Consider the following 25,815-nt stretch of genomic DNA (forward strand, 5'->3'; position numbering starts at 1 on the left):
GAACTGGGGGTCACAGCGCGCGCGGTTCTCCTCCAACGGTGCCGGGTGGGTCGAGCTGCGCCACCCATGCGCGGACGACGGCCTCGAGCGCGGGACGGGCGCCGCGCGCCTCGGCTTCGCTGCGGAACGTCGCGATGGCGCGATGCGGACCGGCCACGCGCAGGAGGCCGGTCGGGTCCGCCACCTGGACGGCGGGGCGGTCGGGCGCCGTCCGCGCTCCCGCGTGCAGCACGAGCAGCACCTCGCCGGGCTTCCGCAGGGCGAGGGTCGCGAAGTGGTCGCCGAGGGACCAGCTGGGGGCGTTCCACTTCCACGACTCGACCGCGTCGGGGCAGGCGGAGCGCACCGCGGCGCGGATCACCTCGACGGCCGACCCGAGCGGATGCGCGAGCGCGGCGAGGCGGGCGTCGACATCGTGGCGGGAGGCGTCGGGATCGGCGGCGGGCACGGGCCCATCATGACCGGCGCCGCCCGCGGAGGACAGGGGCCGGGTCCGTTAACCTCGGGGTCGTGCCTCCGCCCGCCTGGACCCCCGACGGCCCCGACCTCGTGATCCACGGCGAGAACCTCGAGGCCGTCCGCGCGCTCCCCGACGGCGCCTTCCAGCTGATCTACCTGGATCCGCCGTTCAACACCGGCCGCACGCAGGAGCGGCAAAACATGACGGTGGCGCGCAGCGCGGATCCGGATCCCGCACCGGACGTCGATGCGGCGGTCGCCGACACCGCCGGCGCCGCCGCTCCCGCTTCCTCCTCCGCTTCCGCCGCGCTCGCCCCCGCGAGCACCGCGACCCCCGAGCCCGTGCGGCCGCCCGGCGCGCGCCTCGGGTTCCAGGGCCGCAGCTACGACTCCGTGAAGGGACTCCTGTACGGATTCGACGACTCGTTCGCGGACTACTGGGACTTCCTCGAGCCGCGCCTCATCGAGGCGTGGCGGCTGCTGGATCCCACCGGCACCCTCTACCTGCACCTCGACTACCGCGAGGTGCACTACGCGAAGGTCGTGCTGGACGCGCTCTTCGGCCGCCGCTCGTTCCTCAACGAGATCGTGTGGGCCTACGACTACGGCGCGAAGTCCCGCCGCCGCTGGCCGGCGAAGCACGACACGATCCTCGTCTACGTGAAGGACCCGATCCGGTACCGCTTCGACTCCGAGGGGGTCGACCGCGAGCCCTACATGGCACCCGGCCTCGTGACGCCCGAGAAGCGCGAGCGCGGCAAGCTCCCGACGGACGTGTGGTGGCACACGATCGTCTCCCCCACCGGCCGCGAGAAGACCGGCTACGCGACCCAGAAGCCCCTCGGCGTGCTGCGCCGGATCGTGCAGGCGTCGAGCCGGCCGGGCGACTGGGTGCTCGACTTCTTCGCCGGATCCGGCACGACGGGCGCCGCGGCCCGTGAGCTCGGCCGCCGCTTCGTGCTCGTCGATGAGAACCCGCAGGCCCTCGAGGTGATGCGCACCCGGCTGGCGGGAGGCGGGACGGTCTTCGTCGCACCTGGCATCGACGGCGACATGAGGCCCGTTGCGCCGCCCGAGGGCACGCCCGAGGCCGAGGTGACGGCGGCGGCGGCGAGGACGAAGCCGACCGCGAAGACGGCGACGAAGGCGAAGGCGACCTCGACGACGACGAAGAAGGCGGGAGCGAAGGCGACCTCGAGGACGAAGGCCGCCTCGACATCGAAGACGGGCTCGCCGACGAAGGCGAGCCCGGGATCGACGGCGAAGGCGACTGCGGAGACCGAGCCCGAGGCACCGACGGCTGACGTCGGAGCGCAGGCCGCCCCCGGTCCCGTGTCCGCCCCCGCACCGCGACCGAAGCCGAAGCCGAGACCCCGACCCCGACCGACGCCAGCACCCGCACCCGCACCGGAAGCGGAACCGGCGTCGACGCACGCGATGACGACCACGGCGCAGCCGACGCCCCTCGACGCGGACACCCCGCCCGGGCGCTGACCCCCGGTGCCCGCCCGGCTACCCCTGCTGCGCGAGCGCGAACGGGAGCACGCGCGTGGCGCCCGCCTTCCGCAGCAGGCGGCCCGCGACCGTGAGCGTCCACCGCGTGTCGACGAGGTCGTCGACGAGGAGCACGGGGCGCGGATCCGCCGCGAGGTCGTCGGCGAGGTGCGCGGGCACCTGGAAGCGCGGGTGGACCCGCCCGAGCCGGTACACGCTGTTGCCGCGTGCGGCTCCGGGCGCTCCCGGATCCACGAGGTCGAGCGCCCCCAGGAACGGCAGCCGACCGACCTCGGCGATGCGCTGCGCGAGGCTGCCGACGAGCTGCGGTCGGCCGGCGGAGGGCACGTGCACCACCGCCCGCGGCCGCTCGGCCCAGCCCCACTCGGCGAGCACGCGGACGCAGGCGGCGACGAGGGCGTCGTCGACGGGCGCGTCCTCGGCGCCGGCCGCGAAGACCGTGCGGAGCCGCCCGCCCCAGCCGAGGTCGGTGAGGCGCGCGAGGGCGCGGCCCTCGTCGACCTGCTCGCCCGCGGCGATGGCGCCGCTGAGCGGCACGCCGACGCTCGACGCGCCCGTGGGCCAGCGGAGGCGCGGCTCGATGGGCAGGCCGACCCGGTCGAGCGCCTGCGACGCGGTGGCCGACGCCTGCTGGTCGAGGGACGCGGGGTACCACGCGCCCGCGCACCGGTCGCAGCGCCCGCACGGCGCCGCGGTGTCGTCGTCGAGCTGGCGCTGGAGGAACTCCATCCGGCACCCGAGCGTGGTCTCGTAGTCGAGCATCGCCTGCTGCTCGCGCACGCGCGCCGCGGCGACCTGCTCGTAGCGGGCGCGGTCGTAGGTCCACGGGACGCCGGTGGCCGACCAGCCTGCGGTGTCGCGCCGGACGGCGCCGTCGACGTCGAGCACCTTGAGCAGGAGGTCGAGCCGGCTGCGCGACAGGCTGACCCGGGACTCGAGCGCCGGCACCGACAGCGGCCGGTCGCTCTCGCCGAGCGCGTGGATGACGGCGGCGGCCTGCTGCTCGTCGGGCATGGACGCCGTGGCGAAGTACTGCCAGATGTCCGGATCCTCCCGGCCGGGCAGCAGCAGGACGTCCGCGTCGGCGGATCCGCGCCCCGCGCGACCGACCTGCTGGTAGTAGGAGACGGGCGACGACGGGGCGCCGAGGTGCACCACGAACCCGAGGTCGGGCTTGTCGAAGCCCATGCCGAGCGCGCTGGTGGCGACGAGCGCCTTGACCTCGTTGCGCTGCAGCTCGCCCTCGGCCTGCTCGCGGTCCGCCGGGTCGTCGCGGCCCGTGTAGGCCTTCACGGCGTGCCCGGCGTCGCGCAGCAGGCGCGCGGTGTCCTGCGCGGCCGAGACCGTGAGCGCGTAGATGATGCCGCTGCCGGGCAGCTCGTCGAGGTGGCTGAGGAGCCAGCCCAGCCGGTCGCGGCTGCTCTCGAGGCGCAGGACGCCGAGCCGCAGCGAGCGTCGGGCGAGCGGGCCCCGGATGGTGACCACGGGCACGCGGTCGGCCTCGGTGCCGCCGGCCCCGGTGGATCCGACGCTCAGCTGCTCCTCGACGTCGGCGACGACGCGCGAGTTGGCCGTGGCCGTGGTGGCCAGGACGGGCACGCGCTCGTCGACCGAGGAGATGAGGTCGCGGAGGCGCCGGTAGTCGGGCCGGAAGTCGTGGCCCCAGTCGGAGATGCAGTGCGCCTCGTCGACCACGAGGAGGCCGAGCCGGGCGCGGAGCGCGGGCAGCTGCTCGTCGCGGAAGCGCGGGTTGTTGAGGCGCTCCGGCGAGACGAGGAGGAGGTCGACCTCGTCGGCGTCGAGCGCGCGCAGCAGGTCGTCCCACTCGTGGGCGTTGCTCGAGTTCATGGCGACCGCGCGGACCCCGGCCCGCCGGGCGGCGGCGACCTGGTCGCGCATGAGGGCGAGCAGCGGCGAGACGAGGAGCGTGGGGCCGAGACCCTGCTGGCGGAGGAGCAGGGTGGCGACGAAGTAGACGGCGGACTTGCCCCATCCGGTGCGCTGCACGACGAGCGCCCGCGACCGGTCCTGCACGAGCGCCTCGATGGCCTCGAACTGCCCGTCGTGGAAGTCGGCGCCCGCGACGCCGACCAGCCGGGAGAGGTGCTCGCGGGCGGCGGACCGCAGGTCGGCGAGCGCGGCGGAGGAGGGCGGCGTGACGGTGTCGGGCATGGGGCCATGCTCCCATCCGCCTCCGACCGCGGCCTCCCCGGCGACCCCTCCGGGGAGTCGGCGACGGCCTCCCGCCTGGGGAGGGGATGGCCTCGGCGAGGGGCTGGGGCCTCGGGGCGGCGCTAGGCGTCGGGGAGCGGCCGCTCCTCGGGCGTCGAGCCCCGCTCGACGGCGCGCTGCGGGCGCGCGGGCCCCGCGGCGCGCGCGGCCTGCACCGCCTGCTCCGCCTGGAGCTGCCGCATCCGCGCGATCCGGGCGTAGTGCCGCTCCTCCTCCTCGAGGTCGGCGAGCTGCTGCTCGGTGCTCCGGACGCGCTGGTCCACCGCGACGGCGGCGCGGGCATAGGCGGCGCTGCGGTCAGGCGGACCCACGGGCTCGCGCCGCGCATCCCAGTCGTGGCCGACGCAGAACCAGACGATGCTCCCGATGAGCGGCAGGAAGACGATGAGCAGGATCCAGACGAGCTTCGGGAGGTGCTTCACCTGGTCGTCCGGCCGCGTGATGAGGTCGGCGAGCGCGCACACGGTCACGAGGAGGGGGAGCAGCCCGAAGAGGATCACGGTGAGGGAGCCTAGGGGCGCGTCGGCCCCCGCGAAAGGGGCCTCGCGCCGACGCGCGATGTCCGATGCGCGACGGCGCTTCGCTCAGGGGACACCGATCTCGCACCTGCCAGGCGCTCAGGAGCCACCGGTCCTACAGTCGCGTCGAGGGCCGCACCCGGCGGCCTCAGCGAGGAGGAGATCATGGGTCTCGACGACAAGATCAAGAACGCCGCCCAGGACATCGCGGGCAAGGCCAAGGAGGCGCTCGGCGAGCACAAGGGCGACGACCGCCTGAAGGCCGAGGGTCATAACGACCAGACCGCCGCGTCCGCCAAGAAGGCCGGCGAGGACGTCAAGGACGTCTTCAAGTAGACCTGACCGGTCTCGGATCGAGGCGGCCGCCCCACTGGGACGGCCGCCTCCGTCATGTCCGGGGTCGGTCAGTCGGACTCGCCGGCCAGCTCCTCGGGCGCGAGGCGCTCGCCGGTCGGACGGCGCAGCACCGAGTCCCGTCCGACGGGGCCGTCGGCCGGGTCGACGTCCCCCTCGGTCGTCCCGTCGGCCGCGTCCTCCGAGCCCTCGTCCTCCGAGCCCACGTCCTCGCGGGTCGGCTGGACCGGGGTCGCGACGGGCGCGCCGTCGCCGGCGTCCGCGGCCGCGATCTCCACATCGTCCGGGTGGTCATGGGGCACGAGGGGCTCGCTCATCGACATGGATCCACCCTCGCACCGGGCGGCGTCGACGACCGCGGGCGGCGGATCCGTTCACCCGCGGTTCACGCACGCCGTGGCGGCCGGCCTGCCGACCGGCCGCGGGCAGCCGTCCGCGTCACGGCGCGACGGGAGCGCCGGACTCCGCGGCGATCCGCCGCACGAGCTCCGCGTCGAGCACGGCGACCTCCTCGCCGTCGTCCGCCGCGTGCGCGCGCACGACGACCGAGACGACGCCGCCGGCCGGGTCGACGTCGACCACGAGGAAGCCGGATCCGCGCACGATGCGCTCCGTCCCCGGCGTCGCCGCCACGTCGGTCTCGTTCGCGACGCCCGGCGCGACGAGGACGGGGACGCCGGCCAGCGATCCGACGATGTGGTGGTGGTAGTGGCCCGACAGGATCACGCGCACGTCGCTCCCCCGCACGATCTCCGCCAGCCGCCCCGGGCCCTGCAGCGCGAGCGACTCGTGCAGCACGGTCGGCGCGGGCACCGGCGGGTGGTGCAGCACGAGCACCGTGCCGCGCGCCGACGGGGTCGCGAGCAGCTCGCGGAGCGCGTCGAGCTGCTGCTCCCGGAGGGCGCCGTAGCCCTTGCCGGGTACCGAGGTGTCGAGCGTGACGATGCGCCAGCCGTCCACGAGGGTGACGCCGTCGATGGGCGGCACGGCCGCGGGATCGCGCCCGTCGTCCGTGCCGGGTCCGCCGTGGCCGTCCCCGAGGACCAGCCGGAAGCCGGAGCGCACGTCGTGGTTGCCGGGCGTGAGCACGACGGCGGCGCCGCGCGCCGCGGCCCAGGGGTCCAGCCGCGCGCGGAGGAGCGCGTACGACTCCGGGGTGCCGTCCTCGGAGAGGTCGCCGGATCCGACGAGCAGCCGCACGTCCGGGATGCGGTCGGCCTCGGCGAGGACGCGGTCGAGGGCGGCGCCCGTGTCGACGACGCCCTGATGGAGGCCGCCGTCGCGGAGGAGGTGGGTGTCGCTGAGGTGGACGAGGCGCAGGGATCCGGCGGGCAGTGCGTGCATGCGCCGACCCTACGGGGGCGCGCCGACACCGCGGCGGACGGCAGGCGGACATCGGGTGACGCCGCCCGTGCGCGCCCGGCGATCGCGCACGGCCCGGCGGTAGCCTCGTCACCACGACGAGAGGGAACCCCATGGCGACGCGCGACGAGATGGACTGCTGGCTCACCGACATGGACGGCGTGCTGGTGCACGAGAACCAGGCCCTGCCGGGTGCGGCGGCCCTCATCCAGCAGTGGCAGGACCAGGGGAAGCCCTTCCTCGTGCTCACCAACAACAGCATCTTCACGCCGCGCGACCTCGCGGCCCGGCTCCGCGCCTCGGGGCTGAACGTCCCCGAGTCGGCGATCTGGACCAGCGCCCTCGCGACGGCGGCCTTCCTCGAGCAGCAGATGCCCGGCGGATCCGCGTTCGTCATCGGCGAGGCCGGACTCACCACGGCGCTCCACGAGGCGGGCTTCATCATGACCGACACGAAGCCCGACTTCGTGGTCATCGGCGAGACCCGCAACTACTCGTTCGAGGCCATCACCCGGGCCATCCGCCTCATCAACGGCGGCGCCCGCTACATCGCGACGAACCCGGACGCGACCGGCCCCAGCGCCGAGGGCGTGCTGCCCGCGACGGGCGCGGTGCTCGCGCTCATCAGCAAGGCCACGGGCAAGGAGCCGTACATCGTCGGCAAGCCGAACCCGATGATGTTCCGCTCGGCGCTCAACAAGATCGGCGCCCACTCGGAGAGCACCGGGATGATCGGCGACCGCATGGACACCGACATCATCGCGGGCATCGAGGCGGGCCTCCACACCGTGCTCGTGCTCACGGGCATCAGCGACCGCGCGGAGATCGAGCGCTACCCGTTCCGGCCCGACGAGGTGCTGTCGGGCGTCACCGAGCTGCTGGACCCGGAGCCGGTCGAGTCCGAGCTCTGACCGGCGGTCGCGGATCCCGGTGGGCGCGGATCCCGGCGGCTAGGGGACGACGGGCGGCTGCGGGACGCCGATCGTGCCCGTGAAGGTCCCGCCGCCGGCGCGCGACACGAAGCAGTAGGCGTCGCGGTCGCCCGCCGCCCACTCCTCCTGCGTGATCGGGTACGCGGACTGGTACTGCACGTCGTCGTAGGCGCGGGCCGCCGCGTAGTCGATCACCGTGTCGGCGATGCAGAGCTCGTCGGCGGAGTCGCGCACGGCGTCCTCGCCCGGGAACTCGTCCTCCGTCTGCGGCAGCGCGACGCGCGCGACCATCTGCGCGTGGTGCTCGGAGCCGCAGTCGACGACCGTGAACTCCTCCTCCCACGGCGTCGCGTACGGGTCGATGCACTCGCCGCCGAGCAGAGCGTCCCACGCCTGCACGCCGGCCGCGGCCGGGCCCTGCACGGGATCGGTCGGGGTGGGCGACGGGGTCGGCGACGCCTCGGCCGTGGGGGGCGCGACCGGGTCGGCTCCCGGCGCGGCGGCGGATCCCAGGCGCTGCCCGAGGTAGAAGAGGCCGACGAGGAGCAGCACCAGGAGGATCGCGCCGCCCACCCAGAGGCCGGTGCGCCGCGAGCCGCGGGGTCCGCGCGGCGGCGAGGCTGTTTGCGCGGGCGGCGCGGGAGGCGCGGCGTTGCGGGAATCGTCGAGGACGGGGGCGCGCGGCGCCGGCGGACGGGGCGCGGGCGGGGCCGCGTACGGCGGCGGGACGGGCGCGGGGCGGGCGGACGGCTCCGGGCGCGCGGCCGCGGCGGGGACGGCGGCCGCGGGGGCGCCGCGGTCGGCGGCCGGGGCGGCGACGGCAGCCGCGCTCGCCGCGGACGCGCTCGCCGCAGGGAAGGCGCGGGTGCGGTCCTCGTCGTCGGGCCCTGCGGGGCGGTCGGCGTCGTCCGCGTGGTCGGCGTCGTCCGCGTGGTCGGCGTCGTCCGCGTGGCGCTCGGCGGCGACGTCGCCGAAGAGGAGGGTGAGGGCGTCCACCGGCTTGTCGCGGTCGGCATCGGCGTCGTCGTCGGTCTCGGCGTGGGAGGCGGACCCGGTGGGATCGGCGTCGGGCGCACCGGGGTGCCGGTCGGCGGCCGGGGCCTCGTGCGCGTGGTCGGTCGCCGTCCGGTCCGCGTCGGGCGCTGTGCGTCGCGCGGGCTCGGGATCCGGCGTCGGCAGGACCGCGGTCTCCGGCTCGGGCGCGGATGCGGCGGGTGCGGCGTCGGGGTCGGCGGCGACCGCGGCGACGTGGGCGTCGTCGCTCGGTGCAGGTGCGGGCGCGGCGAGCGGGGGCGCCGCGGGGCCGGGGGTGGGGGCGGCGGATGCCGACGCGGCGGGCGCGGATCCGGCCGCCCAGGCCATGGCCGCGGCACGTGCAGCGGCAGCCGCGGGCGTGAGCGGGGCGGGCGCGTCGTCCTCGTCGTCGTCGAGCCCGGCGTCGTCGTCGTCGTCGTCGTCGAGCTCAGCGTGGTCGTCGTCGAGCTCAGCGTCGTCCTCGACGTCGGCACCGGCCGTCGCGACCTCAACCTCGGCCGCGTCCTCGTCCTCGTCCTCCGGGCGCAGCGCGGCCACGGGCTCCACGGCGGGCGGGGGCGCGTCCGTCAGGTCCACGTGGTCGTCGACGACCTCCGCGTCCTCGTCGTACGCGTCGTCGACCCGGGGCGTAAGCTGCACCTCGTCGATCGCGGGATCCTCGGGCGCGATCTCGTCGGCCGGGTCCTCGACCAGCTCGGCGTCGACGACGGCGCCGTCCCCGGTGACGTGCGCGAGGCGCGCGTCGTCCTCCGCGTCGTCGACGGGCTCCAGCACCATTCCGGCGGATGCGTCGTCGGCCGTCTCGGGCTCGCCCGTCAGCACCTCGCCGGTGAGCACCTCACCCGTCAGCACCTCGCCCGGCTCGTCGGCCCAGGGCGCGGGCGCGTAGCCGGGGTCGGGCTCGCCCGTGAACTCCACGTCGCCGGCGTCGACCGGCGCCGCCGCGATCTCGGGCTCGGGCGCGGGGGCGTCCGCGGCGTCCGGGTCGCCGGGCTCGGCGGCGGGATCCGCCTGGTCGAGCGGCGCGACGCGGTCGGCGTCCGCGGTGGGGTCGAGCGGGACGATGCCCGCCAGGATGTCGTCCTCGGGGGCGGGCGCCGGCTCGGCGGGCGCGGGATCCACGCCCTCGTCCGCGCGCGTCGCGTCCGGGGCGGGCTCGCGGTCGGCGGGGACGACCTGGCGGTCGTCGGAGCGGCCCCAGCCGACGGGGGCGAGCGGCCGCGCGGGCCGCTCGCGGTCGGCGTCGGTCGCGGGTCGGACCGCGAACGGGTCGTCGTCGCGACCGGATCCGGAGCCGGATCCGCCGCCGGGTGCCTCGCCGCTCACTCCGCGAGCCCCAGGTCCTCGAGGCCGATCGCGTAGAGGTAGCGGTGGCCCGCGGCCTCGATCACCGCGCGGGCGTCGGTCGAGCGGTCGACGACCACGGCGACCGCGGCGATCTCCGCGCCGACCTTCTCCAGCGCCTCGATGGCCTTCAGCGGGGATCCGCCGGTGGTGGAGGTGTCCTCGACGACGATGACGCGCTTGCCCTGGAGGTCCGGGCCCTCGACCTGGCGGCCGCGGCCGTGGTCCTTGGGCTCCTTGCGGACGACGAACGCGTCGTAGCCGCGACCGACCGCGGCGCCCTGGTGCAGGATCGCGGCGGCGATGGGATCCGCGCCCATCGTGAGGCCGCCGACAGCGGCGACGTCCGGCACGTCCGCGATGAGGTCGAGCATGACCTGGCCGATGAGCGGCGCGACGCGGTGGTCGAGGCTCACGCGGCGGAGGTCCACGTAGTAGCTGGCCTTCTTGCCGCTCGTCAGCGTGAAGTCGCCGTGGAAGACGGCGTCCCGCTTGATGTGGTCGATGAGCTGCTGGCGCGCGTCGGAGGTCGTCACGCTGCCGATCCTACGGGCGGGGGCCCGCGCCGCCCGGCGCGACGGGCGGGCGCGACGCCCACCGGATCAGGAGCCGGACGGGGCCGGGAGGCCGAAGACCGTGCCGACCGCGGCCACGTCGTCGCCGCCGTGCCCGGCCGCGGACGCCTCGGCGTAGGTCTCGCGGAGCGCCTCGAGCATCACGGTGTCGAAGTCGTGCGCGTCGGCGCCGTCGAGCGCCGCGAGCATCAGCGTCACGTCCTTGAGGAGGCCGTCGAGCGCGAACGACGGCGCGAGCTCGCCGGCGAGCATCGCGCCGCCCTTCAGGTGCGCGTACGGGGTGTCGGACGCACCGCCCGCGATCGCGTCGAGGAAGAGGCGCGGCTCGACGCCGAGGAGCTGCGCGAGGCCGAGCGACTGGCCGATGCCCGCGGTGATGGAGGCGATCCACGCGTTGCAGGCGAGCTTGAGGGCGGATCCGGCGCCCGCGGCGGACCCGGCGACCACCGTGCGCGAGCCGGTCGCCTCCAGGACGGGGCGGGCGACGGCGAGGTCGGCCTCGGATCCGGAGACGAGGTGCACGAGGAGGCCCTGCTCGGCGGGGCCGCGCGTGCCGAGGACGGGCGCGTCCACGAGGCGGAGGCCGTGCTCGGCGGCGAGCGCGGCGATCCGGCGGGTGCCCTCGACGCCGACGGTGGACGACTGCAGCACGACGGCGTCGGGACGCAGGGCGGGCGCCACGTCGGCGAGGACCGCGAGCACGGCGTCCGCGTCGAACAGCATGACCACGACGACGTCGGCGTCGCGCACGGCGTCCGCGGCGCTGCCGGCCACGGTCGCGCCGTCGTCGGCGAGGGGCGCCGCCTTCTCCGCGCTGCGGTTCCAGACGGTGAGCGGCAGGCCCGCGCGGAGGATCGAGCGGCTCATGCCGGACCCCATGACGCCGGTGCCGAGGAGCGCCACGCGGGGAGCTCCGTCGGAGGCGGGGGCGGATGCGGGCGCGGCAGCGGTGTCGTCGGTCATCCCCCGACGATATTCCCCGGATGTGGACGCACGCCGGGAACGCGGCCGCGGCACCGGGCCGGGAGCCGTCCCGCGGCGCGCGTCCGGGGCGCGGGTCCCGCACGCGACGACGGGCCGCCGGTCACGGGGACTGGCGGCCCGTCGGGCAGGTGAGGCGCGTCAGACGGCGGGCGCCTCGGCGGCGTCGTCGTCGGAGCCCTCACCGGGCATGACGATGTCGGCGATCGTGACGTCGACGCGGGTCACCGCGCGGCCGACGAGCCCGGTCACGGCGTCGGAGATGGCGGCGCGCACGTCGGCGGCCACGTCCTGGAGCGGGACGCCGTACTCGGCGACGAGGGTCACCTGGAAGGCGACGCCCGCCTCCTGGGCCTCCACGGCGATGCCCTGCGTGAGGTCGGTCTGGCCGATCCGGTCGCGGAGCTGGCCGATCACGCGGGCCGCGCCGCCGCCGAGCGCGTGCACGCCGGGGATGTCGCGGACGGCGAGGCCGGCGACCTTCGCGATGACGCCGTCGGTGACCGTGGTGTCGCCGTCGGCGAGGACGCCGCCGGTGAGGCCGGTGGTGACGGGGGCGACGCGGGTGACGTCGGCGGGGGTGGGGGTGCTGGTGTCGCTCATGGGGATCCTCCTCGTGGTGCCCGTTCGCGGGGCGCTGCTGTGGTACTCATGGATGCGACGGGCGGATGCCGCGGTTCGTCACGGATCCCCCACTTCTCCCAGCGCGCACGGAGGTACGGCATGGCGCTCTCCTCCTCCCTGCAGGACGCGGGCGACGGCATCCTCGCCGAGCGCGCGGCCGACGGCGACGCCCGGGCCTTCGAGGTGCTGGTCCGCCGGCACGCCCCCTACATGCGCGCGTTCGCGATCCGGCTCACCGGATCCCGCGCCGACGCCGACGACGCCGTGCAGGAGGCCCTCATCACCGCCTGGGACCGCCTGCCGACGCTCGAGAAGCCCGACCGGGTCAAGAGCTGGCTGCTGCAGATCGTGAGCCGCAAGTCCATCGACCGGATCCGCGCCCGCCGGCCCGCCGACGACATCGACGACCACGAGATCGCCGACCGGCTCACCTCCCCCGAGCGCGACGCGGAGACGTCGTCGCAGATGCGCGCGCTGTCGGCCGTGCTCGACGCGCTCCCGGCGGAGCAGCGCGAGGTGTGGATGCTGCGCGAGGTGGGAGGCTTCTCGTACGAGGAGATCGCCGAGAGGCTGGGCACGACGCCCTCCACGGTGCGGGGCCGGCTGTCCCGGGCGCGCGCGACGGTGATGACGAGCATGGAGGCGTGGCGATGAGCGGCACCGGACTCCCGGCCGACGGCGAGCGCCTCCCCGGCGCCCCCGCGGTCGACGCGGACGGCGAGCCCCTCGACATGGCCGCCCTCGCCGACTACCTCGACCGCGGGCGCACCCCGCGCATCGCCGCCTACGAGGACGACCCCGAGGTGCGGAACGCCCTCCGCGCCCTCGAGCGCGTGCGCGACCTCGGCCGCGAGCTCGTGCAGGTCGAGGCGGAGGAGGCGGACGCCCCGGGCGACGACTTCTTCCGCGGCGTGCTCGCCCACATCAGCCGCGAGTCGCGCGCCGGCCGCGACATCCCGCTCTCCCACCCGGATCCCGCCGTCCGCCTCGCGCTCACCGAGGGCGCCGTGCGCACCCTCGTGCGGCAGGCCGGCGACGAGGTGCCGGGCGTCCTCGTCGGCCGCTGCACCCTCGACGGCGACGTCACGCGGGCCGGCGAGCCCGTGCGGGTCGCGCTCACCGTGAGCGTCGTCTGGGGCGAGCCGCTGCCGGAGCTCGCGCAGCGCGTGCGGGAGCGGGTCCACGCGGCCCTGCTCCGGCACACCGAGCTGCGCGTCGCGGGGATCGACGTGACCGTGGTGGACGTGCAGCCGCGTCCCGTCCCGCAGGAGGAGGCCGGCGATGACCCTCGACGATGACGCGACGTCCGCCCGGCCGACCGCAGCCGTGCCCGCAGCCGTGCCCGCGCCCGTGCCCGTGACGGTGCCCGCGGATCCGGTCGTGCCCGTCCCGCTGCCGGCGCCCGCCGACCTCTCCCGCGACCTGACCGCGGCCCTCCGCGGCGTCGCGGGCGTGGCCGACGTGTACGCGTCGCGGTCGTCGGTGCTGCTCGTCGCCCAGCAGGTGGTCGAGGGCGTCGTGGCCGGCGGATCCGAGCGGGCCGACCAGCTCGTCGCCGTGGAGACGGGCGAGGGCACGGTCCTCGTGCGGGCGTCCATCGCGGTGGACGCGGCGGGCCGCGCGAGCGACACGGCCCGCGCCGCCGTGGACGCGATCCGCGCACGGCTCGCCGAGGCGGTCGGCGCCGAGGCCGCGGCGCTCGCGTCCGTCACGGTCCGCGTCGGCAGCATCGGCTGAGGCGCCCCTCCCCTCCCGGTACCGTGGGGGCATGCGCGTCGCCACCTGGAACGTCAACTCCATCCGCACCCGCGTGGGCCGCGTCGTCGACTGGCTCGTGCGCGAGGACGTCGACGTGCTGGCCATGCAGGAGATCAAGTGCAAGCCCGAGCAGTTCCCGATGGAGGCGTTCGAGGAGGCGGGCTACGAGGTCGCCGTGCACGGGCTCAGCCAGTGGAACGGGGTCGCGATCGCGAGCCGCCTGCCGCTCGACGACGTCGCGACGACCTTCGAGGGGATGCCGCGCTTCGGCAAGCCCGACGCGTCCGGGCAGCCGCCGCTCGAGGCCCGCGCGCTCGGCGCGACCGTCGCGGGCGTCCGCCTCTGGAGCCTCTACGTGCCCAACGGCCGCTCCCTCGACGACCCGCACTACACGTACAAGCTCGAGTGGCTCGCGGCCCTCGCGGCGGACACGCGCGCATGGCTCGCGGCCGACCCCGAGACGCCGCTCGCGCTCATGGGCGACTGGAACGTGGCGCCGCTCGACACCGACGTGTGGGATCCGCGCCTGTTCGAGGGCAGGACCCACACCTCCGCGCCCGAGCGCGCCGCCTTCGCCGCGTTCGCGGACGCGGGGCTCACCGACGTCGTCCGGCCGTCGATCCCCGAGGGGTACACGTACTGGGACTACCAGCAGCTGCGGTTCCCGCGGAACGAGGGCATGCGGATCGACTTCATCCTCGGGAGCGACCGGTTTGCCGAGCTCGTGAGCGCCCCGCGGATCCACCGCGACGAGCGCAAGGGCGACGGCCCGAGCGACCACGTGCCCGTGGCGGTGGACCTCGACGTCGAGACCGAGCTCGACGACGACCGGCCGATGATCTTCTGATCCGTCGCCGCCCGTCCGCGTCGCGTCCGCCCGCCCTCCCGCCCGATACCGGCCCCGCGGGACGTGCCCCGTAGTCTCGTCCCGTGACCCCCGACGACGACGCGACCCCGGAGCGCGGCCGCCGCGCCGCCCGCGGACGCCGCTCCGCCGCCCCCGCCTCCCGCTCGAGGCGCCTGCCGGAGGTCCCCCGGATGGCGCTGCCGACGCTCCCTCGCCGCCGCGGCCGCGACGGGTCCGCCGATGACGCGCCCCGCCGCGCGGGCACCGGTCGGGACCGGTCCGCCGAGCGCGCCGCCGCCCGCGAGCAGGATCCCGCCGGCCCCGCCTGGGTGCCCCGGTGGGTGCGCCGCATCGACCGCCGGATCCTCGTCACGACGCTCGTGTCGATGCTCGTCGCCGCCGTGGTCGGCGGCACCGTGGCGGCCGTCGGGCTCGGCCTCATCTTCGTGACGGACGGGTGCGACGTGGACACCTACACCTGCGACGACACCCTGTTCACGCTCGGCTACGGGCTCTCGGTCGCGGGCCCGCTCCTCCTCACGGGGATCGCCCTCCTGGTCGCGCTCGTCGGCATGATCCGCGGGCGCACCCGGCCCTGGCTGGTGCTGCTGATCGGGGTCGGCGCGTCGCTCGCGGCCTACGTCCTCGGCGCCGTGCTCGTGCTGGTCGCCGTGCCCGGCTCCTCCCCCCTCACCTGATCCCGCCCGTCGGCACGAGACGACCGGCGCGCGTCGGCGCCGCCCGCCGTTCCGCTAGCGTGGGAGGCTGGGCGCGCGATGCGCACCCGGGGATCGGCCGCATCTGCGGCGTGCGAGGGGGCGGTAGTGGACAGCGGACGTGTGGCTCTGGTCATCGAGGACGACGGCGACATCCGCCAGCTGCTCGAGGTGGTCCTGCGCCAGGGCGGCTTCGAGGTGCACTCCGCCGGGACCGCCACCGAGGGCGTCCGCCTCGCCGGCGAGGTCGCGCCCGACGTCATCACGCTCGACGTGGGCCTGCCGGACTTCGACGGGTTCGAGGCCGCGCGCCGGATCCGCCTGGTCAGCGACGCCTACATCGTCATGCTCACCGCACAGGGCGAGGAGGTCGACACCCTGCTCGGCCTCGAGGCCGGCGCCGACGACTACGTCGTGAAGCCCTTCCGCCCGCGCGAGCTCCGCGCGCGCATCTCCGCGATGATGCGCCGGCCCCGCGGCGGCGGCGAGGCCGCGCCCGCGACCCCGGCCGGCGGGACGCCCGCAGCGGTCGCCGCCGTCCCGGCCGCAGCCGCGCCGACGCCCGAGGCCGCCCCCTCCGAGGAGGAGCCCGCGCAGCCGGCCGCGTACGCGACCACCACCATGGTGTCGCCGGCGCTGCCGACCGAGACCGAGCCGTCCGACGACGCCGACGTCCTCCGCCACAACGGCCTCGTGCTCGACGAGGGCACCCGCCAGGTCGCGGTCGACGACGAGCCCGTCGACCTCACGCGCACCGAGTTCGACCTGCTCGCCTCGATCCTCGCGAGCGGCGGCCGCGTGCGCACGAAGGGCGACCTCGTGCGCGACATCCGCAGCGGCTCGTACGCCGTCGCGTCCTCCACGGAGCCGGAGGAGCGCGCCGTCGAGGTGCACCTCGGGAACCTGCGCCGGAAGCTGCACGACGACCCGCGCCAGCCGCGGTGGATCCAGACGGTGCGCGGCGTCGGCTACCGGCTCGCGCCGCCGCGCGGCTAGCGGCCCGGGCACCGCGGGCGGTCCGTCCCACGCGTCGAGGGCCGAGGCAGTCAGCTCGACCTGGGGCTGCCGCGGAGCCGATGAGCTCCGCGGCAGCTGCGCCGTGGATCGGGTTCCCCTCGGGTGGGATCCCGGTCCCTTCCTCCGTCCGGCCTGTCGCGGGGGCCGGTCGGGCATGCGCGTCGACCGTCGGGTCGGTCGTCGCGCACGGGTCTAGTCGGGCGGGTGTCCGGCCTCCGCGCGGATCCACGACCGCATCGCGTCCATGCTGCGCTCGCCCACCTCGCCGAGTCCCGGCAGGAGGGCGCGGGCGGCGTCGAGCTCACAGGAGCGGATCGCGCGCTCGAGCTGGCCGGCGATGCCGCTGAGGCGGAGCGCGCCCACCATCGCGGCCGAGCTCTTCACGCTCAGGCACGCGTCGAGCGCGGCGGCCCGGTCGTCGGCGCGCACGGCGGCGCCCAGGCGCTCCCAGCGGGTCGGCCACAGGTCGACGAAGAAGCGCAGGAAGTCGATGCACGCGTGCTGCGCGGGGGCGAGTGCGCCGGTCTGCGCCGACACGACGGACGCGGACGGGGATGGGGCGCCGACCGGGCGGGGGGACCCGGCCGGCGCCTGCCGACGACCCGGTGCGGGGGCACCACGGGTCGCGAGGCTGTCGTCCGGACGGGGGGATCCGGACGACGGGGTCCCGCGGCGCGGCTCGGGGTGGCCGCGCTGCGGGGTCACGCCTCCCGGTGCGGGAACACCGAGAGGCGGAGCGGGGGTGTCCGTCGCGGGGACGACGGACGGTCGGGCGGGGCCGGGCTCGTCCGACAGCTCGGCCAGCAGCTGCTCCAGGACGCGGACGTCGAGGAGCGGGGGGAGCTGCGGGTCACCGGCGGCACGGGCGGTCACGCCTGGCCGCCGACGAGGCGGATCGAAGGACCGGGGAGGCTGCCGTCGGGTACCGGCAGCGCATCCGTGGACCCGGTACGGCACCCGGTGCGGGCGGCTCGGGTGCCGCTCGCGGGGTGGTCGTGGGGGGTCATCCGGTCCTTCGTTCGCTCGTGTCGGACGGGTGGGCCCCGTCGTGCGTCGAGCCTGCCAGCGCCGCATGCGGGATCCGATCAAGGTGCCGACAAGATCGCCTCAAGAACTCCTGGAGGCGCCTCGGAGCCGCGGGAGCGGGCGCCGGGCGGGCGGGATCAGTCGCGGGCGGTGCCCGGACCGCCCGGCGTCACGCGCAGCGGCAGCCGCACGCGCATGGTGGTGCCGGCGCCGAGGGTGCTGTCCACCTCGATGGTGCCGTCGTGCGCGTCGACGATGGAGCGGGTGATGCTGAGGCCGAGGCCCACGCCCGCGACCGTGCTCGCGCGGGCGGTGCTGGTGCGGAAGAAGCGCGTGAACAGCTGCGCCGTGTCGTCGGCGGACATGCCCACGCCGTCGTCGGCGACGCAGAGGTGGAGGTGGTCGCCGTCCACCCCGATCTCGGTGGTGACCGTGCCGCCCTGCGGCGTGTACTTGACGGCGTTGCTGAGCAGGTTGTCGAGCACCTGGCCGATGCGGACGGCGTCGACCTCGGCCACCAGCTCCTCGTAGTCGGGCTCGACGAGCGCGACGCCGCTCGCCTGCGCGTGCGGGCGGATCACGTCGAGGGCGTTCTCGACGATCTCGCCCACGTCCACGAGGTTGCGGTTGACGGCGAGCCGGTGCTGGGCGGCCGTGAGGAGGTCGCCGATGAGGCCGAGGAGGCGCTGCGCGTTCCGCTCCACGATGGCGAGGCGGGCCGCGGTGATCCGGTCGTCGAGGTCGTCCTCCACGAGGTCGTCGGCGATGAGCTCCACGTAGCCGAGGATCGAGGTGAGCGGCGTCTTCAGCTCGTGCGAGACGCTCGCCACGAACTCCTCGCGCTCGGTGACGGCGAGCGCCAGCGCCGTCACGTCGGTGCTCACGACGACCGAGCCGAACGTCCGCCCGGCGGCGTCGACGAGCGGGGAGACCGACACGAGCACGGCCTTCTGCGCGCCGCCGTCGCCGACCCAGTAGACCTCGCGGCCGACGACCTCGCCGGTGCGGGCGCGGGCCACCGGCTGCCGCTCGGGCGGCACGACGGTGGTGCGGTCCTCCTCGTACATGAGGCGGCCGAGGATCGGGTCGTCCGGGTCGATGGGGTCGGCGAGCGCCATGAGGTCGGCGGCCGCGCGGTTCCGTCGGGTGATGCGGCCGCGGGCGTCGAGGACGATGACGGTGTCGTCGATGGCGTCGAGCACGCCGTCGATGATCGAGTTGCGCTCCTGCAGGTCGACGAGCGTGCCCGTCAGCTCCTGCTGCATCTCCTCCAGCCGGGCGTGCTGGCCGAAGAGCTGCTGCGCGAGGAGGTTCACGGCGACGGCGACGAGCAGCATCACGACGGGCAGCACGACGAGGTGCGACCAGTCGGTCGTGCCGTCCGGCGTCCTCCCCGTGCCGAGGTAGGGCATCGCGAGCACGGCCGCCGTGCCGAGGCCGCCGAGCCACAGCACGTGCAGCGCGAACGCGTAGGCGAGCCAGATGACGGGGAAGACGAGGAGGAACGGGGTCGACGGCACCTCCTCCGAGATCGCGGCGTTGGCCAGCGCGAGGGCGAGGAAGTCGAGCATGGGGAGCACGGCCACCCAGTCCGAGTCGATCCGCTTCCAGGGGACGACGGCGGCCGCGATCGTGACGAGCACGGCGATCACGGCACCCCAGGCGAACCCGGGAGAGGCGACGGCGTCGAGGTCGCCGGCGCCCGCGACGACGCCGACCACGGCGAGGCTGAGGATGAAGGGCAGCTGCGCGTGCAGCGGCTTCGAGAGCGTCATGCTGCGGAGCGCCGCCTGCAGGCGCCCGTCCGGGTGGCGACGCGCGCGGGGACGAGGATGCGCGCTCACATGACCCCCTGGTTGCGGCCGTCCCCGTGCCGCTCGTCGATCCTAGCCGCGGGTGGAGGGATCGCCTCCGGCTCGCGTACCCCGTGCTGCGCCGTCGGCGTACGCTTCCCGCGTGACCGACCTCCCGCACGAGCGCCCCGTGGAGATCGCGCACCTCGTCGCTTCGCCCGTGCACCGGCTCGAGGGGCGGCCGGCGGACGGCCCGCGGGACGAGCCGGGCGAGCTGCCGTCGCGCCGGAGCGTGCGGATCCGGGCGCACCTCGGCATCGTCGGTGACCGCTTCTTCGGGCAGCGGGCGCACCGCACGGCCGCCGTCACCGTCATGGCCGTCGAGTCGGTGGAGCGCGTGGCGCGCGAGCTCGGGATCGAGGCGGGGCTGGATCCCGTCGACACGCGCCGGAACGTGCTGCTGCGGGGCGTGGACGCGGACCGGCTGCGCGGCATGCGCTTCAGCCTCGACTCGGGCGACGGGCCGGTCGAGTTCCAGGGCCACCGCCCGGCGAACCCCTGCGCCTGGATGGACGTGATGCTCGCGCCGGGCGCCTTCCGTGCGCTCCGCGGGCCGCGGGGGCGTGCGCTGCGAGCCGCTCGGCGACGGGATCCTCACGGTCGGCCCGGCCGTGCTCCGCACCGACCACCCGCTCGACGACGGGGACGACGACGGGGCGCGCCTGTTCTGACGCGCCCCGCGCGGAGCCCGGGCTACCGGCAGCCCCGTGTTCGTGCGCCGGCGAGACCCTTCCGTCTTCTCCCCTCATGGGCTCGCCGTCGCGTCGGCGCTCCCCGAAGTGGGGGGCGGGATGCCGCCCGCCGCTCCGGCCGCCGTGTCACTCTGATCCCCGTATCACGATGCTCCGGTGCCGCTCTGCGCCCGACTCGATCGACGACGCTCAGAGGGAAGACAGCCATGTCCATCACCGAATCGCCCGCGAACGCCCGTTACTGCTCATCCTGCGGAAAGCAGGCGGGCGGCGCATACTGCGGGAACTGCGGAAGCGCCGTCACTGGAGATGAGAGCGGACGCACGGCGTCGCCTGCTCTCCCGCTCCAGCCGCCCGCCCAGGCGCACGGGTACGGCAGCCCGTCCGCCGGCTACGTCCCGGTAGCGTCCGTTGCCTCGCAGACGTCGGAGTTCGTGCACGTGGCCGGCGTCGGAGTCCTCCGCCTCGGCTCCATCGGGCAGCGCGCCCTCGCCCGGATCCTCGACTACGCCGTGATCACCGTGGGGTATTGGATCCTGTTCGGGATCTTCGCCATCATCGGAACGGCCATCGCCGGACTCGGCACAGCGACGTACGACTCCGGGGACGACCTGGCGGGTGCTGCCGCCGGCCTGGGCGCCTTCGTGGGGGGAGTGTTCCTGATCGCCGTCGCCTCGTACATCTACGAGGTCGCGATGGTGTCGCTGTGGGGCCGGACCGTGGGCAAGATGATCGTCGGTCTGCGCATCATCCGCGCGGCGGATGGCACGAAGCCGAACGTCGGCAACGCCTTCCTCCGCTGGATCGCTCCCGGGCTCGCGGCGCTGCTCCCGTTCATCGGCCCGATCGGGGCGCTCATCGTCCTCCTCTCGCCGACGTTCGACGGTTCGGGCCGGAGGCAGGGCTGGCACGACAAGATGGCGTCCACGCTCGTGGTGTCCGCGCGACAGTCCAACAGCTGAACGAGGCACCCACCGAGCACCCGCTCGACGACGGGGACGGCGACGGGGCGCGCCTGTTCTGACGCGCCCCGCCGCGATGGCCGTGCCGCGGATCAGTGGACGGGCGTGCCGCCCGTGACCGCGATCGTCTCGCCGCTCGTGAAGCTCGACTCCTGGCTCGCGAGGAACACGTAGGTCGCCGCGATCTCCGCCGGCTGGCCGGGGCGGCCGTAGACCGACTGGGAGCCGAACTGCTCGACGTCCTCCGCCGACTGGCCGACGGGCTGCAGCACGGTCCAGAACGGGCCGGGCGCGACCGAGTTGACGCGGATGCCCTTCGGCGCGAGCTGCTGCGCGAGGCCCTGCGTGAAGTTCCGGATCGCGCCCTTCGAGGTCGCGTAGTCGAGCTTGTTCGCGCTCGGCTGGTACGCCTGCGAGGAGCTCGTCGTGATGATGCTGCCGCCCTTGGGCAGGTGCGGGAGGACGGCCTTGCTCAGCCAGAACAGCGAGTACACGTTGGTCTTCAGCGTGCGGTCGAGCTGCTCGGTGGCGAGGTCGAGGATGTCCTCCTCGTTGCGCTGGTAGCCGGCCACCATCACGAGGCAGTCGAGGCCGCCGAGCTCGTCCACGGCCGCCTGGACGATGTCCTGGCAGTTCGTCTCGTCGGAGATGTCGCCGGGGACGAGGGCGGCCTTCCGGCCGTCGGCCTCGATGGTGGACGCGGTGTCGCGCGCGTCCTCGAGCTCCTCGTCGAGGAAGTTGAGCGCGATGTCGGCGCCCTCGCGCGCGAACGCGATGGCGACGGCCTTGCCGATGCCGGAGTCGGCGCCCGTGATGAGGACCTTGCGGCCCTTCAGCCGACCGAAGCCGACGTAGCTCTCCTCGCCGTGGTCGGGGGTCGGCTCGAACTTCTGCTCGTCGCCGGCGCCGCCCTGCTCCTGCTGCGGGAACGGCGGGGACGGGTACTGCGCGATCGGGTCCTGGATCTCGTACTGGTTGCCGCCGTTGCGGATCTCGGTCATGCGATGCGCCTTCCTGTGGGGTCCTGCGGGGTCCCCTCCACCCTGGCCCGGGCGGGCGGCGGGCGTCCGGTGGTCGGAGGGGGTTGACGGATGCGCGGCTGCGCGCGCTCCTACGATCGGTCCGTGACGACGACGCCCGAGCCCGACCTCCCGCCCGTCGAGTTCGCGTCCCCGGGGCCGCTGCGCGATCGGCCCGTCGCGGCGATCGCGGCGGGCGCGAAGACCTCCACCAGCTCGCTGCTGATCCAGTACGCGGCCGAGGGCGAGGAGCTGCCCGTCGTCGGATCCCGCGGCACGGTCGTCGACACGGCCGGGCAGCCGGTCCTGGTGATCGAGACGACCGCCGTGGAGATCCGCCGGCTGGCCGACGTGCCGCTCGCGCACGCGGTGGACGAGGGCGAGGGCTTCACGACGGTCGCCGAGTGGCGCGCCGGCCACGAGGAGTTCTGGACGTCGCCCGAGGTGGTCGCGGAGCTCCCGGCTCGCTTCCGGCTCGACGACGACGCGGAGGTCGTGCTGGAGCGCTTCCGCGTCGTGGGGTGATCGCGCGGCCGACGCCTAGGGTCGGAGCATGCGCCCGCTCCTCCCCCTCGCCCTCCTGACGGCCGCCCTCCTCGCCCTGTCCGGGTGCGGGACGGCGGACGCGGCGCCCGCGCCCGTCGCCGTGCCGGCCGCGGCCGCCGCCCGGGCCGCCGCCGCGACGATCACCCTCCCGCCCACCGGCACGCGCTTCGACTACCAGCTCGGCGGCGCCTCGAAGGTGCCGACCGGGGTCGGGATCGTCGTGCGCGACAGCACCGACGCTCCCGCCCCCGGCGTCTACGGCGTCTGCTACGTCAACGGGTTCCAGACCCAGCCGGGCGCGGCCTGGCCCGCCGCGCTCCTCGTGCGCGGGGCCGACGGGAAGCCGATCGCGGATCCGGGCTGGCCCGACGAGCGCATCCTCGACGTCTCCACGCCCGCGGTCCGCACCGCGAACGCCGCCCGGATCGCCCCCGTGATCGACGGGTGCGCGGCCGCCGGGTACCGCGCCGTCGAGTTCGACAACCTCGACTCGTGGACCCGCTCGGCCGGCGCCCTCGACGAGGACGACGCGCTCGCCTTCGCGGCCCTGCTCGTCGCCCGCGCGCACGACCGCGGCCTCGCCGCCGCGCAGAAGAACGCGACCGACCTCGGATCGCGCGGCCGTGACGAGGCCGGCTTCGACTTCGCGATCGCCGAGGAGTGCGACCGCTGGAGGGAGTGCGCGGCCTACACGGACGTCTACGGCGCCCGGGTCCTCGACGTCGAGTACACCGACGACCTCCGCGACTCCGGGACCGGCGCGTGCCGGCGCATCCGCGCGCTGGATCCGGCGCCGGCCGCGATCGTGCGCGACCGCGACCTGGTGCCCGCCGGGACCCGGGGGTACGCGTACCGCGCCTGCTGAGCGCAGCCGCCCGTCCCGTGACACGATGCGGGGATGGACGACGACGACCGGCGTGCGGAGATCGCGGAGCTGCGCCGTCGCGTCTTCGGGCCGGATCGCGAGCCGCACGACACCGCGTCGCTCGCGCGGCTGCGGGAGCTGGAGGGCCGGGACGCGGAGGGCCTCCCCGGTGTCGCCGACCGGGGCGATGACGCGCGCGCGGCGCCGACGGACGACGCAGCCGCCGACGATGCACTCGCCGACGCCGGACCCGTCGACGACGGTCCCGCGCAGGACGCACCGGCCGCCGCCAGCCGCACCGACTCCCCCCGCCGCATCCGCCCGCGCCTCGCCGCCGCGTGGGTCGGATCCGTCGTCCTCGCCGCCGTCGCCTCCGCCGGCGTGACCGCCTGGTGGCTCGGGGACGACCGCGGAACGGTCGCGGTGCTCGCGCTGGAGCCGCCGCCGGAGCCCGACAACGCCACCTACCTCTCCGTGGACACCGGCTCCATCGCGCCGGGCTCCCTGTTCGCGCCCTTCCACGGCATCTCGGTCGCCCGGATCCCGCTGGTCGACGCGACCACGGGCGACGAGGGGACCTGCCTGGTCGCCGGCCCCGCGGAGCAGGACGGCTCGGTCGCGGGCATCCCCGGGTGCGCGACGGGCGTCGTTCCCGCACGCACGGCCCTCGTCGTCACGCGCGACCAGCCGCAGGAGCTCCGCGACGCGTTCCCCGTGGGCACGACGCTGACCTTCGAGCTGGAGGACGACGACGAGACCGTCCGGGTGCGGGCCGTCCGCGGCTGACCCGGCCGCGGGACCGCCGATCTCCCCTCGACCCGGCCGTCCCGCCGCCGCAGGAGCCGCCGCGACCGATGGGGTACGTTGTCCTGCGTTCGGGGAGCGCGCCTATCGGGGCGCCTCGTCCGGTTCGATTTCCGGAGCTCTCCACCACTCGCCGCACGCGGCTCCACCGCGTCCGCTCACCCGGACGTCGTCACTTGTCGCCGACCCGCACCGGGGGGAGGCCGCGGTCCGCTCGCTCCGCGTTCACCAGCTCCTCCACGAGCTCCTGCTTCCCCGCCGTGTAGGCGCGGCCGTCCGCCGAGGTCCCCGCGAGCCCGGCCTTGAGCACGTCGTAGCGACGCCGCGCATCCGGATCGCGCAGCAGGCGGTCGCGGAACAGCCGCTGCGGGCAGGTCGCCCAGGCCTCCGCCGCGAAGATGTGGAGGATGCGGGTCCGCGCGCCGCCCGCCACGCGCACGTGCACGCCGTGGTTCCGCGGACCCGTGCGGTGCTGCACGTAGCCCAGCGGCCGCAGCGTCGCGTCGAGGCCGAACGGGTCCACGCCGGGGGCCGCCTCGGCCGCGAGGTCGAGGATCGGCTTCGCGCGGAGGCCCGGAACGGCGGTGCTGCCGATGTGCTCGACGGCCGTGAGCGCGTCGCCCGCCGCACGCCGGATCCGCTCGGCCTCGGCCCGGAACGCCTCCGCCCACGCCGGGCGGTGCTCCTCGAGGCGGATCATCGGGCCCACCCTACAGAGCCCCCTAGGCTCGACGACCGTGCCCTCCTCCCCGCGACGCGCCCTGATCCTCGGCGGCACGGGCGCCATCGGCGGCGCGACCGCAGAGCGCCTGGCGCGCGACGGGTGGTCGGTCGACGTGACCGGCCGGGATCCGCTCGCCATGCCCGCGGCGCTCGCGGACCTCGGCGTGCGCTTCCACGCGGTCGACCGCGCCGACGCCCCGGGGATCGAGCGGCTGATCGGCGACGGCGTCGACCTGCTCGTGGACCTCGTCGCCTTCACGGCGGCCGACGTCCGGGCGCTCCTCCCGGCCATGCGCGCCAGCGGATCCGTGGTCGTCGCCTCCTCCCGCGCCGTCTACGTCGATGCCGCGGGGCGCCACGTCAACGGCGACGAGCCGCCGCGCCTCCCCGTCCCCGTCCCGGAGACGAATCCGACGCTCCCGCCCGCCCCGCCCGGCACCGACCCGATGACCCGCGAGGGCTATGCGCCGTCCAAGGTGGCGGTGGAACGCGCGGCCCTCGACAGCGGCCTGCCGGTCACGGTGATGCGCCCCTCGAAGGTCCACGGCCGCTGGGCGCGGAACGCCCGCACCCGCGTCATCGTCGAGCGGATGCTCGCGGGCGCCCCGACGATCGAGCTCGCCGACCGCGGCGCGTCGGTCGACCACCTCACGGCGGCGGCCAACGCGGCCGCGCTCATCACCCGGGTCGCGGACGTGCCGGGCGCGCGGATCCTCAACGCCGCCGACCCGGATCCCCTCACCGCCCGCGAGATCGTCGCCGCCCTCGCCGACGAGCTCGGCTGGGGCGGCCGCATCGTGCCGCTCGAGCCGGGTGCCGAAGGCGGCGCGCACCCGTGGGCCGCCGCGCATCCGATCGTGCTGGACACGCGCGCGGCCCTCGCGCTCGGCTACGCGCCGGTGGGGCCGGGCGCGGAGCTGCTGCGCACCGAGGCGGCGTGGATCCGCGACGGGGAGCGCCCGCGCGACTGACCACATGGACCCGCCGCCGGCGACGCGCCTCGACGCCCCGCGCCTGGCCGGTCCGCGCCCGCCTCCGCCCCGACCCGGTCGCCCG

General features: G+C 75.7%; 26 protein-coding genes and 2 pseudogenes. 15 read left to right on the forward strand and 13 right to left on the reverse strand.

Features of this window, described 5'->3' with window-relative positions; translation table 11 throughout:
- Positions 1-10: 10 nt before the first annotated feature.
- Positions 11-448, reverse strand: a complete 438-nt coding sequence (locus tag QFZ62_RS08405) for a DUF1801 domain-containing protein (RefSeq protein WP_307504182.1) — start codon at positions 446-448, stop codon at positions 11-13.
- A 62-nt stretch (positions 449-510) separates the two neighbouring features.
- On the opposite strand from QFZ62_RS08405, the pseudogene QFZ62_RS08410 reads away from it, so the two are divergent.
- Positions 511-1,488 (forward strand): annotated as a pseudogene (locus QFZ62_RS08410) (site-specific DNA-methyltransferase); the annotation flags it as partial.
- Between the two features lie 483 nt (positions 1,489-1,971).
- Here QFZ62_RS08410 and QFZ62_RS08415 read toward each other — a convergent pair.
- Positions 1,972-4,146, reverse strand: coding sequence for a RecQ family ATP-dependent DNA helicase (locus tag QFZ62_RS08415; RefSeq protein ID WP_307504185.1), 2,175 nt, complete (start codon positions 4,144-4,146; stop codon positions 1,972-1,974).
- Between the two features lie 122 nt (positions 4,147-4,268).
- The gene (locus QFZ62_RS08420) at positions 4,269-4,706 is read right to left on the reverse strand and encodes a PLD nuclease N-terminal domain-containing protein (protein WP_307504186.1); all 438 of its coding nucleotides are present in this window, start codon (positions 4,704-4,706) and stop codon (positions 4,269-4,271) included.
- Between the two features lie 183 nt (positions 4,707-4,889).
- Here QFZ62_RS08420 and QFZ62_RS08425 point away from each other — a divergent pair, with 183 nt between their 5' ends.
- Positions 4,890-5,060: a CsbD family protein gene (locus QFZ62_RS08425; protein ID WP_307504189.1), complete on the forward strand. Its 171-nt coding sequence runs from the start codon at positions 4,890-4,892 to the stop codon at positions 5,058-5,060.
- Between the two features lie 68 nt (positions 5,061-5,128).
- Here QFZ62_RS08425 and QFZ62_RS08430 read toward each other — a convergent pair whose 3' ends face one another.
- Positions 5,129-5,401, reverse strand: a complete 273-nt coding sequence (locus QFZ62_RS08430; protein WP_307504191.1) for a hypothetical protein — start codon at positions 5,399-5,401, stop codon at positions 5,129-5,131.
- Between the two features lie 115 nt (positions 5,402-5,516).
- Positions 5,517-6,422: a metallophosphoesterase gene (locus tag QFZ62_RS08435; protein WP_307504193.1), complete on the reverse strand. Its 906-nt coding sequence runs from the start codon at positions 6,420-6,422 to the stop codon at positions 5,517-5,519.
- A 131-nt stretch (positions 6,423-6,553) separates the two neighbouring features.
- On the opposite strand from QFZ62_RS08435, the gene QFZ62_RS08440 reads away from it, so the two are divergent.
- On the forward strand, positions 6,554-7,351 hold the full coding sequence (locus tag QFZ62_RS08440) for an HAD-IIA family hydrolase (protein WP_191148103.1): 798 nt from the start codon (positions 6,554-6,556) through the stop codon (positions 7,349-7,351).
- A gap of 39 nt (positions 7,352-7,390) precedes the next feature.
- Here the strand turns inward: QFZ62_RS08440 and QFZ62_RS08445 are convergent, their stop codons facing one another.
- From QFZ62_RS08445 to QFZ62_RS08460, 4 genes are all read right to left on the reverse strand, one after another.
- On the reverse strand, positions 7,391-9,733 hold the full coding sequence (locus QFZ62_RS08445; RefSeq protein ID WP_307504197.1) for a septum formation family protein: 2,343 nt from the start codon (positions 9,731-9,733) through the stop codon (positions 7,391-7,393).
- Positions 9,730-10,287 (reverse strand): orotate phosphoribosyltransferase, encoded by a 558-nt coding sequence (gene pyrE / locus QFZ62_RS08450; protein WP_307504200.1) that lies wholly within the window; start codon positions 10,285-10,287, stop codon positions 9,730-9,732. The genes QFZ62_RS08445 and pyrE overlap by 4 nt, the downstream gene beginning before the upstream one ends.
- A 66-nt stretch (positions 10,288-10,353) precedes the next feature.
- Complete coding sequence (locus QFZ62_RS08455; protein WP_307504204.1) at positions 10,354-11,289, reverse strand: NAD(P)-dependent oxidoreductase; 936 nt, start codon at positions 11,287-11,289, stop codon at positions 10,354-10,356.
- Between the two features lie 159 nt (positions 11,290-11,448).
- Positions 11,449-11,910, reverse strand: a complete 462-nt coding sequence (locus tag QFZ62_RS08460; RefSeq protein WP_307504207.1) for an Asp23/Gls24 family envelope stress response protein — start codon at positions 11,908-11,910, stop codon at positions 11,449-11,451.
- Positions 11,911-12,030: 120 nt separating this feature from the next.
- On the opposite strand from QFZ62_RS08460, the gene QFZ62_RS08465 reads away from it, so the two are divergent.
- The 6 genes from QFZ62_RS08465 to QFZ62_RS08490 all read left to right on the forward strand — a co-directional run bounded on the left by QFZ62_RS08465 (position 12,031) and on the right by QFZ62_RS08490 (position 16,248).
- Complete coding sequence (locus tag QFZ62_RS08465) at positions 12,031-12,585, forward strand: RNA polymerase sigma factor (RefSeq protein ID WP_307504209.1); 555 nt, start codon at positions 12,031-12,033, stop codon at positions 12,583-12,585.
- On the forward strand, positions 12,582-13,229 hold the full coding sequence (locus QFZ62_RS08470) for an Asp23/Gls24 family envelope stress response protein (protein ID WP_307504212.1): 648 nt from the start codon (positions 12,582-12,584) through the stop codon (positions 13,227-13,229). The genes QFZ62_RS08465 and QFZ62_RS08470 overlap by 4 nt, the downstream gene beginning before the upstream one ends.
- Positions 13,213-13,668 (forward strand): hypothetical protein, encoded by a 456-nt coding sequence (locus tag QFZ62_RS08475; protein WP_307504215.1) that lies wholly within the window; start codon positions 13,213-13,215, stop codon positions 13,666-13,668. The genes QFZ62_RS08470 and QFZ62_RS08475 overlap by 17 nt, the downstream gene beginning before the upstream one ends.
- Positions 13,669-13,699: 31 nt before the next feature.
- Positions 13,700-14,536 (forward strand): exodeoxyribonuclease III, encoded by an 837-nt coding sequence (locus QFZ62_RS08480; RefSeq protein ID WP_307504218.1) that lies wholly within the window; start codon positions 13,700-13,702, stop codon positions 14,534-14,536.
- An 83-nt stretch (positions 14,537-14,619) separates the two neighbouring features.
- The gene (locus tag QFZ62_RS08485) at positions 14,620-15,234 is read left to right on the forward strand and encodes a hypothetical protein (RefSeq protein WP_307504220.1); all 615 of its coding nucleotides are present in this window, start codon (positions 14,620-14,622) and stop codon (positions 15,232-15,234) included.
- Between the two features lie 126 nt (positions 15,235-15,360).
- Positions 15,361-16,248 carry a response regulator transcription factor gene (locus QFZ62_RS08490; protein WP_307504228.1) on the forward strand — a complete coding sequence of 296 codons (888 nt, stop codon included), beginning with the start codon at positions 15,361-15,363 and terminating at the stop codon, positions 16,246-16,248.
- A 213-nt stretch (positions 16,249-16,461) separates the two neighbouring features.
- Here QFZ62_RS08490 and QFZ62_RS08495 read toward each other — a convergent pair whose 3' ends face one another.
- On the reverse strand, positions 16,462-16,806 hold the full coding sequence (locus QFZ62_RS08495) for an Hpt domain-containing protein (protein WP_307504232.1): 345 nt from the start codon (positions 16,804-16,806) through the stop codon (positions 16,462-16,464).
- Positions 16,807-17,432: 626 nt separating this feature from the next.
- Positions 17,433-19,139, reverse strand: coding sequence for a cell wall metabolism sensor histidine kinase WalK (locus QFZ62_RS08500; RefSeq protein WP_307504236.1), 1,707 nt, complete (start codon positions 19,137-19,139; stop codon positions 17,433-17,435).
- A 112-nt stretch (positions 19,140-19,251) separates the two neighbouring features.
- Between QFZ62_RS08500 and QFZ62_RS15600 the strand changes: the two are divergent.
- A pseudogene (locus QFZ62_RS15600) lies at positions 19,252-19,819 on the forward strand (MOSC domain-containing protein).
- Between the two features lie 461 nt (positions 19,820-20,280).
- The gene (locus tag QFZ62_RS08510) at positions 20,281-20,802 is read left to right on the forward strand and encodes an RDD family protein (RefSeq protein WP_307504242.1); all 522 of its coding nucleotides are present in this window, start codon (positions 20,281-20,283) and stop codon (positions 20,800-20,802) included.
- A 92-nt stretch (positions 20,803-20,894) separates the two neighbouring features.
- On the opposite strand, the gene QFZ62_RS08515 is transcribed toward QFZ62_RS08510, so the two are convergent.
- Entirely contained in the window at positions 20,895-21,803 is a 909-nt protein-coding gene (locus QFZ62_RS08515; protein WP_307504244.1) for an SDR family oxidoreductase, read from the reverse strand.
- A gap of 123 nt (positions 21,804-21,926) precedes the next feature.
- Here QFZ62_RS08515 and QFZ62_RS08520 point away from each other — a divergent pair, with 123 nt between their 5' ends.
- The 3 genes from QFZ62_RS08520 to QFZ62_RS08530 are packed head-to-tail and all read left to right on the forward strand — an operon-like array spanning position 21,927 to position 24,018.
- Positions 21,927-22,346, forward strand: coding sequence for an ASCH domain-containing protein (locus QFZ62_RS08520; RefSeq protein WP_307504246.1), 420 nt, complete (start codon positions 21,927-21,929; stop codon positions 22,344-22,346).
- A gap of 28 nt (positions 22,347-22,374) precedes the next feature.
- Positions 22,375-23,232, forward strand: a complete 858-nt coding sequence (locus QFZ62_RS08525; RefSeq protein ID WP_307504249.1) for an endo alpha-1,4 polygalactosaminidase — start codon at positions 22,375-22,377, stop codon at positions 23,230-23,232.
- A gap of 33 nt (positions 23,233-23,265) precedes the next feature.
- On the forward strand, positions 23,266-24,018 hold the full coding sequence (locus tag QFZ62_RS08530; RefSeq protein ID WP_307504251.1) for a hypothetical protein: 753 nt from the start codon (positions 23,266-23,268) through the stop codon (positions 24,016-24,018).
- 190 nt (positions 24,019-24,208) lie between these two features.
- Here the strand turns inward: QFZ62_RS08530 and QFZ62_RS08535 are convergent, their stop codons facing one another.
- Entirely contained in the window at positions 24,209-24,736 is a 528-nt protein-coding gene (locus QFZ62_RS08535; RefSeq protein ID WP_307504254.1) for a GrpB family protein, read from the reverse strand.
- Between the two features lie 37 nt (positions 24,737-24,773).
- Between QFZ62_RS08535 and QFZ62_RS08540 the strand changes: the two genes are divergently transcribed.
- Positions 24,774-25,730, forward strand: coding sequence for an NAD(P)-dependent oxidoreductase (locus tag QFZ62_RS08540; protein WP_307504257.1), 957 nt, complete (start codon positions 24,774-24,776; stop codon positions 25,728-25,730).
- The last annotated feature ends 85 nt before the right edge of the window (positions 25,731-25,815 follow it).

It is taken from the genome of Clavibacter sp. B3I6 (genome assembly GCF_030816895.1).
Classification (GTDB): domain Bacteria; phylum Actinomycetota; class Actinomycetes; order Actinomycetales; family Microbacteriaceae; genus Clavibacter.

Bases quoted from the DNA above. Each gene is read 5' to 3' on its own strand.
- QFZ62_RS08525 (WP_307504249.1), top strand. From the start codon at position 22,375: ATGCGCCCGCTCCTCCCCCTCGCCCTCCTGACGGCCGCCCTCCTCGCC.
- QFZ62_RS08415 (WP_307504185.1), bottom strand. From the start codon at position 4,146: ATGCCCGACACCGTCACGCCGCCCTCCTCCGCCGCGCTCGCCGACCTG.
- QFZ62_RS08435 (WP_307504193.1), bottom strand. From the start codon at position 6,422: ATGCACGCACTGCCCGCCGGATCCCTGCGCCTCGTCCACCTCAGCGAC.
- QFZ62_RS08440 (WP_191148103.1), top strand. From the start codon at position 6,554: ATGGCGACGCGCGACGAGATGGACTGCTGGCTCACCGACATGGACGGC.
- QFZ62_RS08535 (WP_307504254.1), bottom strand. From the start codon at position 24,736: ATGATCCGCCTCGAGGAGCACCGCCCGGCGTGGGCGGAGGCGTTCCGG.
- QFZ62_RS08425 (WP_307504189.1), top strand. From the start codon at position 4,890: ATGGGTCTCGACGACAAGATCAAGAACGCCGCCCAGGACATCGCGGGC.
- QFZ62_RS08480 (WP_307504218.1), top strand. From the start codon at position 13,700: ATGCGCGTCGCCACCTGGAACGTCAACTCCATCCGCACCCGCGTGGGC.
- QFZ62_RS08430 (WP_307504191.1), bottom strand. From the start codon at position 5,401: ATGTCGATGAGCGAGCCCCTCGTGCCCCATGACCACCCGGACGATGTG.
- QFZ62_RS08470 (WP_307504212.1), top strand. From the start codon at position 12,582: ATGAGCGGCACCGGACTCCCGGCCGACGGCGAGCGCCTCCCCGGCGCC.
- QFZ62_RS08455 (WP_307504204.1), bottom strand. From the start codon at position 11,289: ATGACCGACGACACCGCTGCCGCGCCCGCATCCGCCCCCGCCTCCGAC.
- QFZ62_RS08460 (WP_307504207.1), bottom strand. From the start codon at position 11,910: ATGAGCGACACCAGCACCCCCACCCCCGCCGACGTCACCCGCGTCGCC.
- QFZ62_RS08465 (WP_307504209.1), top strand. From the start codon at position 12,031: ATGGCGCTCTCCTCCTCCCTGCAGGACGCGGGCGACGGCATCCTCGCC.
- QFZ62_RS08515 (WP_307504244.1), bottom strand. From the start codon at position 21,803: ATGACCGAGATCCGCAACGGCGGCAACCAGTACGAGATCCAGGACCCG.
- QFZ62_RS08530 (WP_307504251.1), top strand. From the start codon at position 23,266: ATGGACGACGACGACCGGCGTGCGGAGATCGCGGAGCTGCGCCGTCGC.
- QFZ62_RS08475 (WP_307504215.1), top strand. From the start codon at position 13,213: ATGACCCTCGACGATGACGCGACGTCCGCCCGGCCGACCGCAGCCGTG.